1 protein-coding gene is annotated in these 13,427 nt (G+C 62.8%); it reads right to left on the bottom strand.

Going from position 1 to position 13,427, the window contains the following annotated elements:
* Positions 1-97: 97 nt before the first annotated feature.
* Positions 98-13,081 (bottom strand): non-ribosomal peptide synthetase, encoded by a 12,984-nt coding sequence (locus ACYZUD_RS14285; RefSeq protein ID WP_462024580.1) that lies wholly within the window; start codon positions 13,079-13,081, stop codon positions 98-100.
* Positions 13,082-13,427 lie beyond the last annotated feature (346 nt).

Here is a 13,427-nt window from a genome sequence, read left to right on the forward strand (position 1 = left end):
CATCGCGAGCAGGCTCGCTCCCACATTCGTCCTGCGAACACAGGCCCAGTGTGGGAGCGAGCCTGCTCGCGATGGCGCCTCCACAGACGCTAGAGAATCAAAGCCCCTCCAACTCCGCCATCAGATCATTCAACCGATCCGCCTTGTCCTCGGTAATATCACTCGCCGCCAATCCATCGATGTACTCAGCCAACTCCTCCACCGTGCTGCACTCGAACATCGCCCGCAGCGGCACATCACGTTGCAGGGTTTTCTGCACCCGCGAAGCTATCTGCGTCGCCAACAACGAATGTCCTCCAAGCTCGAAGAAGTTGTCGCGGATACCGACCTGCTCGACCTTCAGCACTTCAGCCCAGATATCAGCCAACGTCTGCTCAAGCTCATTGCGCGGCGCCTGGTAGTCCTGGCTCTGCAACTGGCCGATTTCCAGCGCCGGCAAGGCCTTGCGATCGAGTTTGCCGTTGGCATTGAGCGGCATGCGATCGAGCCACAGCCAATGCAGCGGCACCATGTATTCCGGCAGTTCGGCGCGCAGGCGTTGCTTGATGCGCTCCAGACGTTCGCCCGGATTAAGCGCCGAATCCGCCGCCACCAGATAGCCAACCAGGTGCTTGCCATTGACGCCTTCCTGCACACCGACCGCCGCTTCGCGGACTTCCGGTTGTTCGTGCAGACGCGCCTCGATTTCACCGAGCTCGATGCGGTAACCGCGAATTTTCACCTGATGGTCGATCCGCCCGACGTATTCCAGTACGCCGTCGCTGCGACGGCGAGCCAGGTCGCCAGTGCGGTACAAACGGTCGCCCGGTTCACCAAACGGGTTCGGCACAAAGACCTGGGCCGTGCGCAACGGATCGCTGACATAACCACGCCCCACCCCGGTGCCCGCGACGCACAACTCACCCACCGCACCCAATGGCACCAGTTCCAGTGCGCCATCAAGCAGGTACAAACGGTTGTTGTCGGTCGGCGTACCGATCGGCAAATAGCTGCCACGCGTCGAGGCCATGTCGACACGGAAGAACGCCACGTCGTCCGAACATTCCGCCGGGCCGTAGGCATTCACCAGGCCGATGTCCGGGTAGCGCAGCAGCCATTGGTGCGCGAGTTCCGGCGGCATCGCTTCACCGGTCGGCAGCATCCAGCGCAGGCCGTCGAGGCTCATGCGATCCTGGGCGAGCATGCCCTGGATCAACGACGGCACGCTCTCCAGCACCGTGATGCCCTGACTCTGAACATGCGCCAGCAACCCCTGCGGGTCATGGGCGATGGTGTTCGGCACGATGTCCACCCGAGCGCCGAACAGCGGCGAAGCGAGGAACTGCCAGACCGAAATGTCGAAACTTTGCGAGGCAGTCTGGGCGATCACATCGGCATCGCTCAGGTTCAGATACGGCACCTTGCTCAACTGGTTGTTGAGCATGCCGCGCTGCTCGACCATCACGCCCTTCGGCAACCCGGTGGAACCCGAGGTGTAGATCACGTAGGCGAGGTTATCCGGACCGCTGTAGAGGCCGGGATTCTCCGCCGAGACACCGCTCGCTTGCACCTCTTCCCACACCAACAACTTGGGCCGATTGGCGCAACCGAACTCGTCCAGCAACGCCAGCGCTTGCTCGCGGCAGGCTTGGGTGCAGACCAGCAACGGCGTGCGACTCAGGTCAATGATCCGGCTCAAACGCTGACTCGGCAGCCCCGGATCCAGCGGCAGATAACCCGCGCCAGCCTTGAAGCTGCCGATGATCATGCCCAGCAGATCGAGGTTACGCTCGGCGAGCAACGCCACCGGTTGATCCAACCCGACACCGGCAGCGACCAGCGCATGACCGAGGCGGTTACTGCGCTGGTTCAGCTCAAGGTAACTGTGTTGCTGATCCAGGCAACTGGCGGCAATCCGCTGCGGATGCCGGGCCACCTGCGCTTCGAACAACTCGACGTAACTCTGCTCCAGCGGGTAATCGTGCTCGCTCTGGTTGCAGCCATGGATCAGGAAGTCCTGTTCCTCGGCGCCCAACAGCGGCAAGTCAGCCATGTCGCCATGGAAGCCTTCGACCAGCGCCAACAGCAAACGCTTGAACTCACCGAGCATGCGCTCGACGGTCGACTCGTCGAAATAACGCTGGTCGTAGGACAGGTGCAAGCCCAGGTCATCGCCCGGATAACACACCGCTGTCAGTGGGAAGTTGGTGTGGGTCCGACCGGAATCCGACGTCGCGTTGAGGCTTTGCGCACGGTCCAGCACCGAGACTTCCACCGGGGCGTTTTCGAACACGAACAGGCTGTCGAACAGCGGCTGGCCCTTGGGCAGTTCGCTGTTTTCCTGAATGCTCACCAGCGGCAGGTATTCGTACTCGCGCAGCTGCATGTTGCTGTCGAGCAAGCCGCTCAGCCACTGACGAACGCTGCAACGCTGATCGTCTTCCGGCATCTTCACCCGCAGCGCGATGCTGTTGATGAACAACCCGACGGTGCGCTGCATTTCCGGCATTTCCACCGGTCGCCCGGCCACCGTGACGCCGAACAGCACGTCGCGATCACCGCTCAAGCGACGCAGCACCAGGGCCCACGCCGCTTGGGCGAAGGTGTTGATGGTCAACTGATGCGCCTGCGCCAGTTCCCGCAGTTGCGCACCGTCACGGGCATCGAGCCGTGTGTAGCGGTCGCCGACGATCATGCCGCCGCTTTCACCGGCATGTTCGCGCAGGAACGGCCGGTCGCTAGGGATCGGCGTGGTCCGTTCGAAACCTTGCAGGTTCTGTTTCCACCACTGCCGCGCCTCGGCCAGGCTCTGGCGTTGTAGCCAGCCGATGTAGTCGCGATAGCGCGGCGGCACTGCCAGTTGCGCTTCCCGGCCTTCGCCGAGGGCCGTGTAGATTTCGAAGAAATCGTTCATCAACAGCGAACGGCACCAGGCATCGATGAGGATGTGATGGTTGCTCATCATGAACCAGTAACGCGCTGCGTCGACCTTGATCAACCGCAGATGGAACGGTGCCTGGTTGAGCAAATCGAAGCCGGCCTCACGCTCACTTTTCAGCAGCGCCTGCAACTTCGGTTCTTGCTCGGCTTCGGCGACAGCCGTCCAGTCGAGGTACTCGATCGGTGTGCTGCCCGGCTTGTGGATCACTTGCAGCATGTCTTCGCCGACGTTCCAGCAGAACGACGCGCGCAGGGCTTCGTGACGGGCAATCACCGCTTGCCAGGCCTGGGCGAAACGCTGCGGATCGAGCTCGCTGTTGATGCGGTAGCGATCCTGCATGTAGTAGAGGCCGGTGCCCGGTTCCAGCAAGGTGTGCAGCAGCATGCCTTCCTGCATCGGGGTCAGCGGGTAGACGTCCTCGATGACCGCGGCCGGAATCGGCAGCGCATCGAGTTGTGGTTGCGTCAGTTTCGCCAGCGGGAAGTCCGATGGCGTCAGACCGCCCGCGTCGCCCTCCAGGCAATGCGCGATCAGGCTGTGCAATTCGCCGAGGTAGGCGTCCGCCAGTTCGGTGATGGTCTGCGGATCGTGGCGTTCGGCGCTGAAGGTCCAGCGCAACACCAGCTCACCACCGTAGACCTGACTGTCGACGCTCAACTCATTGGGCAGCGGCGCTTTTGGATCGTGTGCGGCACCGACCGGCTCATCCAGTGGACGGAACAACGCGTCATTGCCGAAGCTCTGGTCGAACTGGCCGAGGTAGTTGAAGGTAATCGACGCCACTGGCAGCGCGGCCATGGTCTGGCGGCACAGGTCGTCCGCCAGGTAACGCAGCACGCCATAACCCAGCCCCTTGTGCGGTACGGCGCGCAGTTGTTCCTTGATCGCCTTGATCGATGCGCCCTGCCCGTCCACTGGCGTCAGCCGCAATGGATAAGCGCTGGTGAACCAGCCGACGGTGCGGGTCAGGTCGATCTCGTCGAACAGGGTTTCGCGGCCGTGGCCTTCGAGTTGAATCAGCGCCGATTCGTGACCGCTCCAGCGGCACAACACGCGGGCTAATGCGGTCAGCAACAGATCGTTGACCTGAGTGCGATAAGCGCTCGGCGCCTGTTGCAGCAGTTGTCGGGTACGCTCGCTGTCGAGGCGCACGCTGACGGTTTGCGCATGACGATTTTGCCGCCCGCCCTCGGGGCGATCACACGGCAATGCGGTGCTCGGCCCGGCCAATTGCGACCGCCACCAGCTGCGTTCTTCGCGCAGGGATTCGCTGCCGGCATAGGCCTGCAAGCGTGCGGACCAATCCTTGAAGGCGCTGGTTTTTGCCGGCAATTTCACTGTCTGCTGCGCGGTCAATTGGCGATACACCGTTTGCAGATCGTCCAGCAGTACCCGCCAGGAAACCCCGTCTACCACCAGGTGGTGAATGGCGATGAACAGCCGTTGTTCCCCTTCAGGACCGTCGACCAGCAAGGCCCGCATCAGCGGCCCCTGTTCGAGGTCGAGGCTGCGCTGGGCATCGGCGAACAGTGCCGTGCATTTCTCCATGGTCGACACACGCACTTGCCACAGCACGGGCACGTCGGAAACCGCCTGGTGCCTGGCGGTCCATTCGCCTGTTGCCTCAGAGAAGCGCAGCCGCAAGGCGTCGTGCTGTTCGATCACCGCCAGAAACGCTTGCTCCAGGCGATGAGGTTCCAATGCCTCGGTGGGTTCCAGCAGCAATGCCTGGTTCCAGTGTTGCCGCTCAGGGATATCAGTGTCGAAGAACCAGTGCTGGATCGGCGTCAAACGCGATTCGCCCGTCAGCAAACCTTGCTCGGCGGTGACCTGTTCGGTGCGAGTGGCCACGGCGGCCAGCGTCTGCACGGTCTGGTGCTGGAACAGGTCTCGCGGGCTGAAGTGAATGCCCTGCTGCCGCGCACGGCTGACCACCTGGATCGACAGAATCGAGTCGCCGCCCAGTTCGAAGAAGTTGTCGTTAAGGCCGACCTGTTCGACGTTCAGCACCTCGCACCAGATGTCGGCCAACGTCAGCTCAAGCTCGTTGCTCGGCGCTACGTAGTCCTGACGATTGAGCTCCGGGTCCGGTGCCGGCAGCGCACGGCGGTCAAGTTTGCCGTTGGCGGTCAGCGGCCAGTGCGCCAGCAGGATCAGGTGTGTGGGCACCATATAATCCGGCAGTTGCGATTTGAGGTGCGACTTGAGGGATTCGCGCAGTCCGGCTTGCTGCGTTTCGTCCTGCTCGGCGATGTCAGTCAGCAGGTAGCCGACCAGTTGTTTGCCGCTCGGCGCATCGAGCGCCAGCACCACGGCTTCGCGCACGGATTCGTGTTCCAGCAAACGGGTTTCGATTTCGCCCAGCTCGATGCGGAAACCGCGAATCTTCACTTGATGGTCAATACGCCCGAGGTACTCCACCAGCCCATCGGCGCGCTGACGCACCAGGTCGCCGGTGCGGTACAGACGCCCGCCATTGGCAACAAAAGGGTCGGCGACAAAACGCTCGGCCGTCATGCACGGACGTTCGTGATAACCCTGCGCCAGACCGGCACCGCCCACATACAATTCGCCCGTTGCGCCTTGCGGCACCAACGCCAGATCGGCATCGAGGATGTACGCCACCCGAGCGCCGATCACGCTGCCGATCGGCACACTGCCCAGGCCTTCTTCCAGTTGCTCCGGCGCCAAACTGGCCAGCGGCATGACCACGGTTTCGGTCGGGCCGTAGGCGTTGAAGAACAGGCTCGGTTTGAACGCCGCGCGAATCCGTTGCAAGTGTTCACCAGTCAGGGCTTCGCCGCCGGTGATGCACATCCGCACCGGAAGGATTTCACCCCGGGTTGCCAACCATTGAGCCAACTGGCTGCCGTAGCTTGGCGTGAAGCCGAGGATGTTGATGTGGTGACGACGGATCAACCCGCAAATTTCTTCCGCGTCCCACTGACCTTGCGCACGCAGAACGACTTGCGCACCACTCAACAGCGGCACCAGCAAACGCTCGGTGGCCGCGTCGAAGTTGATTGAATAGAAATGCAGCTCGCAATCGTCCGGGCGCATGCCGAAGCGCTCGATCACGGCGCGGCAGTGCATGGCGATTTCCCCGTGGGACACCACCACACCTTTCGGTTTACCGGTGGAGCCCGAGGTGTAAATCAGGTACGCCTGATGTTGCGGCAGGCTGATAAACGGCAGCTCGGTGGCCGGGTAGTTGGCCAGTTGCGCCGCGTCGTCTTCAAGGCACCAGCGGGCGACGGTGGATGGCAACTCACCGAGGGCGTCGAACATCGCCGCGTCGCTGAGCAACAAACCGATGCCGCTGTCTTCGATCATGTAATGCAGACGATCCAGCGGGTATTCCGGGTCCAGCGGCACGTAGGCGCCGCCCGCCTTGAGGATCGCCAACAGACCGACGACCATGTCCAGTGACCGCTCAAGCGCCAGCCCCACGCGAACCTGCGGGCCGACACCGCGCTCGCGAAGCATCCAGGCCAGGCGATTGGCGCGGCTGTCGAGCTCGGCGTAGCTCAGGGTTTGCCCGGCGAAGGTCAGCGCGGGCGCATCTTTACGGGTCAGGGCCTGCTCGCTGAACAGGTGATGAATGCATTGATCCAGCCGATGTTCGCCCGGCTCGACGCCGAGGCTGTCGAGCAGGTTTTGCTGTTCCGTGGCTTCCAGCAACGGCAGCTCACTCAAGCGCTGTTGCGGGTCGGCCAGCAGCGCTTCGAGCAGGTTGCGCCAGTGCCCGGCCATGCGCGCAATGCGCGGTTCATCGAACAGATCGGTGCTGTAGGTCAGGCAGCAACCCAGGCGATGGTCGAGGTCGGTGACTTCCAGGTTGAGGTCGAACTTGGTCGCGCGGGCATCGTTGGCCAGGTACTCGACGGCCATGCCGGCCAGGGTTCGGCTCTGCTGGAATTCCCAGCGCTGGACGTTGCACATCACCTGGAACAGCGGGTTGTAAGCGGCGCTGCGCGGTGGTTGCAACGCTTCCACCAGATGATCGAACGGCAGGTCCTGATGGGACTGGCCTTCGATCACGGTGTGGCGAACCTGCTCGAACAATTCAGTCACGGACATCTGCCCGTCGAGCTGACAACGCAGCACTTGGGTGTTGAGGAACGCACCGATCAGCCCTTCGCTTTCCGGACGAATCCGGTTGGCCACCGGCGCGCCGATGCGCAGGTCGGTCTGGCCGCTGTAGCGGTAAAGCAGCACGGCCAGCGCGGCGGTCATGGTCATGAACAGGGTCAGGCCGTTTTGCGCGTTGAAGGCGCGGACCCGTGCGGCGAGGTCATCGCTGAGGTCGAAACGGAACAGTTCGCCTTGATGGCTTTGCACCGGCGGACGCGGACGGTCAGCCGGTAATTCCAGCAGCGGATGTTCACGGCCCAGTTGTGCGGTCCAGTAGTCGAGCTGACGCTGACGTTCGCCGGACTCCAGCCACTGGCGCTGCCAGACGCTGTAATCCAGATACTGAACCGGCAGCGGTGCCAACGGCGATTCGCGGTCATCGACAAACGCTTCGTACAGCGCACTGAGTTCGCGGGCGAAGATGTCCATCGCCCAGCCTTCGGTGACGATGTGGTGCAGGGTCAGCACCAGGTAATGTTCCTGCTCGGCCGTCTTGACCAGACAGGCGCGCAGCAACGGTCCGGTTTCCAGATCGAAGGGCTTATGGGCCTCGTCGTCGGCCAGTTGCTGCACTCGTTGTTCGCGAACATCAGCCGCCAGTGTCGAGAAATCCTTCCAGTCCATGCGCATCCCGGTTTCCGGATGCACCTGTTGCCGGGCCACGCCGTCAATGCTCGGGAAGGTGGTGCGCAGGGTTTCGTGACGCATGATCAACGCTTGCAGTGCCGCCTCGAAACGCCCGACGTCGAGCCCCCCGCGCAAGCGTGCCATACCGCCGACGTTGTAGGCTGGGCTGTCCGGTTCCATTTGCCACAGAAACCACATGCGCTGCTGGGAATAGGACAGCGGCACCGGTTGGCTGCGGTCGACTTTTTCAATCGGTGGTTGTTGGTTGGTGCTGCCACTGGCCTGGATCAGGCGAACCTGTTCGGCAAACGCGCCCAGCTCACTGTTCTCGAACAGCGCGCGCAACGGCAACTCGACGTCGCAGGCCTGACGGGTGCGGGAAATGATTTGCGTGGCCAGCAGCGAGTGACCGCCGAGGGCGAAGAAGTCGTCGCGCAGACCGATTTGCCCAAGGCCCAGGACTTCGCGCCAGATGCCGGCGATTTGCTGTTCCAGCGGGGTGACCGGTTCAACGTGCTCGCGAACCTGCCACTGCGGTTCAGGCAAGGCGCGACGGTCAAGTTTGCCGCTTGGGCTCAGAGGCATGACGTCCAGACGCATGAGCTGCGCCGGGACCATGTATTCCGGCAGCTCAGCCGCCAGTGCGGTTTTCAGGCGTGCCGTTTGATCCTCGACCGTTTCTGCGGAATCGGTGGCGGTGTAGTAACCGATCAACTGCGCACCGGCCGCCGTTTCGCGCACCAGCACCACGGCCTGAGCGACGCCCTCCTGGGCCAGCAGACGTGCTTCGATTTCTTCCGGTTCGACGCGGAAGCCGCGCAGTTTGACCTGTTGATCGAGACGGCCGAGGTATTCGATCACACCGTCAGAAGTCCAGCGCGCACGATCACCGGTGCGGTACAGACGCGCACCCGGCTCACCCAACGGGTCAACCACAAAACGTTCGGCGGTCAGGCCTGGACGGCCCAAATAGCCGCGAGCCAAACCGATGCCGCTGATGCACAGTTCACCCGGCACACCGGCCGCAACCGGGTTGAGGTCACTGTCGAGCACGCGGCACACCACGTTGCCCAGCGGACGGCCAATCGGCGAGCGCTCGCCATCAGCCGTTGTGCAATGCCAATGGGTGACGTTGATCGCGGTTTCGGTCGGGCCGTAGCGGTTGTGCAGTTGCACCGCCGGCAGTTGTTCCAGCACGCGGTTACGCAGTTCGGCGGGCAAGGCTTCGCCGCCGCTGAATACCCGGCGCAGGCTGGTGCATTCGGCGGAGAGCGGTTCGTCGATAAACAGCGCCAGCAGCGGTGGCACGAAGTGCAGCGTGGTCACGCCGAATGCTTGAACCAACTGCGCAATGCGGTGCGGATCGCGGTGTTCGCCGGGGCCGGCGATCAGCAAGCCGCTACCGGTGATCAGCGGCCAGAAGCATTCCCATACCGACACATCAAAACTGATCGGGGCCTTTTGCATCAGCACGTCGGTTTCGTTCAGGCGATAGGTGTTTTGCATCCATTGCAGGCGTTCGGCGAGGGCGGCGTGAGTGTTGCCGACACCCTTGGGCTGGCCGGTGGAACCGGAGGTGTAAATCACGTAGGCGAGGTTGTCGCCGTGCAAGTGCAGGCCCGGCGCCTGACTCGGCCAGCCATCCAGATGCAGGGCGTCCATGGCGATCACGCTGACGCCATCGGTGGCCGGCAAGCGGTCAAGCAGTTGGGTCTGGGTCAGCAGCAATTCGACGCCGCTGTCATTGAGCATGTAGGCCAGGCGTTCGGCCGGGTAATCCGGGTCCAGCGGCAAGTAGGCGCCGCCGGCCTTGATGATCGCCAGCAGGCCGATCAGCAACTGCGGCGAACGCTCGGCGGCGATGGCCACGCAGACATCCGGCCCCACGCCCTTGTCGCGCAGGTAATGGGCCAGGCGGTTGGCCTGGGTGTGCAGTTCGGCAAAATCCAGGCTGCCGCCGTCCCACATCAACGCGATGCGTTCCGGGGTCAGGCGCGCTTGTTCGTTGAGCAGTTCCGGCAGCCATTGGCTGGCCGGTATGCACGGTGCGGCGCTCCACGCGGTTTGCTGATCGTGCTCGGACGGGGTCAGCAGTTGCAGGTCGCCGATCGCGGTTTTCGGTTGCTCACAAACGGTTCGCAACAGACTGCTGAAATGCTCGGCCAGGCGCTCGATGGTCGCGGCATCGAACAGTTCGCAGGCGTAGTCGAAGGACAGGCTCAGGCGACCGTTACGGTCTTCCTCGCTGTGCAGCTGCAAGTCGAACTTGGCTTCGCGGCTGTGCCACGGCAGTTCTTCGGCCAGCAATCCCGGCAGGCGGCGCAGTGCGCTCAAATCCCGTTGCTGGTGGTTGAACATGACCTGAAACAAGCCTTGTTCGCGAGCCTGCGGGAACGCTTCGAGCAGTTGTTCGAACGGCAGATCCTGATGCGCCTGTGCGCCCAATGCGGCCTGACGGGTTTGCGCCAGCAGCTCAATGAATGGCAGCCGCGAATCCACCTCGGCGCGCAGCACCTGGGTGTTGATGAAGAAGCCGATCAGCCCTTGGGTTTCCAGGCGCGGACGGTTGGCGTTGGGGACGCCGATGCGGATGTCGCGCTGACCGCTGTAGCGGTGCAGCAGGCTCTGGAACGCCGCGAGCAACAGCATGAATGAAGTAGATTCGTGAGCCTGGGCGGTCTGGCGAATGGCATCGCTAAGGCTCGTGCCCAACTTAACGGTGTGGCGCGCTGCACGGTGAAGGTGTTGCGCCGACCGCGGGTGGTCCGTGGCCAGGCTCAGGACCGGATGCTCATCACCCAACTGTGCTTTCCAGTAGGCCAGTTGACGCTCGCCCTCCCCTTGCGCCAGCCATTGGCGCTGCCAGCTGCCGTAGTCGGCGTACTGGGTCGGCAATGGTGCGAGCGTCGCCGTTTGTCCCTGGGACGCGGCGGCATACAGGCGCGAGAACTCGTCGATCAACACATTCAGCGACCAGCCGTCGGCGATGATGTGGTGCATCGTCACCAGCAGTTGGTGATCCTCATCGTCGAGACGCACCAGCGTCACCCACAGCAGCGGGCCTTTTTCCAGATCGAATTGGCTGTGAGCTTCGTCCTCACGGATTTGCTGCGCCCGAGCCTCACGTTCGGCGGCTGGCAGGTCGCTGATATCGATTAATTGCAGGTTGAACTCACCGGCAGCATCGACCCGTTGCAGCGCCACACCGTCACGTTCGAAGAACCGCGTGCGCAGGGATTCGTGACGCTCGACCAGTTGTTGGAAACTCGCGCGCAAGGCGTCTTCATCCAGCTCACCGCGCAGGCGCAAGGCGCCGGGAATGTTGTAGGCGCTGCTCTGCGGGTCCAGTTGCCAGGTGATCCACAGACGGTTTTGCGCCAGGGATTGCGGCATGGCCTCGGTGCGCGACAACGGTGTGATTGCGCCTTGGGCCAGGCCACCGTCCTGTTGTTGCGCAACGACAGCGGCGGCGAACGCGCCAAGGCTCGGCGCCTCGAACAGCAGGCGCAGGTTCAGCTCCAGACCGAGCGCTTCGCGCAGGCGCGCAACCACTTGCGTGGCAGCGATGGAGTTGCCGCCGAGCAGGAAGAAGTGGTCATCGGCGTTGACCTGTTTGACCTGCAAGTGCTCGCACCAGATCTGACCGATCAAGGTTTGCAGCTCCGAGCCCGATTCCGTGTTTGCTTCGCTTTCAGTGACTGCGGACGGGAACAATGCATAGCTGTCGAGGCTGCCGTCCGCCAGGCGATTGCGGCACGCCGAGCGTTGCAGTTTGCCGCTGGACGTCTTGGGCAATGCGCCCGGATTGAGCAACACCACCACACTCGGTGCTTCCTGATACGCCTCGGCGACGGCTTGGCGAATGGCTTTGATCAACGCATCCGGCGGGAGGATTTTCTGCACGCTGCGGCTGATTTCTGCGGCGATGCCAATGCCTTCCTGCCCGTCGATGTTGACGGCGAACGCAGCGACGCGACCTTTGCGCACCACTTCCACTTCGCGCTCGACGGTCTGTTCGATGTCTTGCGGATAGAGGTTGTGCCCGCGAACGATTAGCATGTCTTTCAGGCGGCCGGTAATGAACAGTTCACCGTCGCGCATGAAGCCCAGGTCGCCGGTGCGCAGCCACGTACGGCCGGCGTGCTGGACGAAGGTATTGGCAGACGCTTCAGGGTTGCGCCAGTAGCCGTGGGCGATGCTCGGCCCGGCGGCCCAGACTTCGCCGACCGCGTTGTCGGCCAACTCGTTGAGCGCTGTCGGATCAACAATGAGCACCGCGTGATCCGGCTGGCTGATGCCGCAACTCATGATTGCGCTGCCATCGCCCGGCTCGGCACGGTTCTGTGCCAATGCCTGATCATCCACGCGCAGGTTGCCAATGCCCTGACCGCGAGGACTGCCGGCCACGAACAGCGTGGCTTCCGCCAGACCGTAGGACGCCATGAAACTGTCTGCGGTGAAACCGCAGGACGCGAACCTCTCGGCGAAGCGCTCCAGGGTGTCGAGACGAATCGGTTCCGAACCGGAATAGGCCACGCGCCAGCCGCTCAGGTCGAGGCGTTCAAGGGCCGATTCGCTAACCCGCTCGCTGCACAGCCGATAGGCAAAATCCGGCCCGCCGCTGATGGTGCCGCCGTACTCGCTGATCGCTTCCAGCCAGCGCAACGGCCGGCCAAGGAAGTATGCGGGCGACATCAGCACGCACGGCACACCGCTGAAAATCGGCTGCAACAGACCGCCAATCAGGCCCATGTCGTGGTACAGCGGCAGCCAGCTGACAATCACGTCGTCAGGGTTCAGGTCGATGCCGAAACCGTGACGAATCAGCAGCTCGTTGGCCACCAGGTTGCCGTGGCTGACTTGCACGCCTTTGGGCAATGCAGTGGAGCCGGAGGTGTATTGCAGAAAGGCAATGTGATCGTCTTGCAGGGCCGGCGCGACCCAGCGCTCGGCGTGGGCACTGTCGAGGGTGTCGACACAAAGCAGCGGCGGCGCCCCTTCAATTTGCAGCAACGCATCGCGCAGGCCGGCGCTGGTCAGCAGCAGACGCGGTTCGGCATCGCTGATGATCGACAGCAGGCGCTCCTGATGATGACGACGTGTCGACTCCGGCGGATAGGCCGGCACCGCAATCACCCCCGCATACAGGCAGCCAAAAAACGCCGCGACATAATCCGGACCGCTGGGAAACAGCAGCACCGCGCGATCACCCAACTCCGCCTCGGCCTGCAAGGCACCGGCAATGGTCCGCGCCCGCTGGTCCAGCTCACGATAACTGAGCACCACAGCCTGATCCTGGGTTTCGGCGAGAAAACGCAAGGCCACCCGGTCCGGCGTCAGGGCCGCGCGGCGCTGGAGGGCTTGGACCAGATTGCTTGGGAGTTCGAACGCGTCGGTCATGAGGTTTCCTGCCTGAATTCGGCTTGCAAATGGAATCGGTTTTCTAACGTCACACCCCTTGGAGGGCATGCAGGACGCGGTCTTCGCCGACCACGCAAGGCATTGGGAATGCTGTTTTGGCCGGGGCTTGCGCCCGGAGCCATTCACCAATGAGAACGGATGACGTCTTGAAATAATTAGTCGGCAGGCTTGATCGCCAACGGGGCTGCACCGCGACAGCGTGTCGCAGTTCTCAATCCGCACCTTAAAGGAGCATTAATTCTCTTTCTCAATTGACAATCATTATCATTCAGCATAATTTGTCGCTCGATGTGTAGGGCGACACCGGTCTTCTGGTCGTCCCACT

It is taken from the genome of Pseudomonas sp. XS1P51, from assembly GCF_054897845.1.

What these genes read in the sequence shown, in the direction of transcription:
- ACYZUD_RS14285 (WP_462024580.1), bottom strand. Translation starts at nt 13,081, where the DNA reads ATGACCGACGCGTTCGAACTCCCAAGCAATCTGGTCCAAGCCCTCCAG.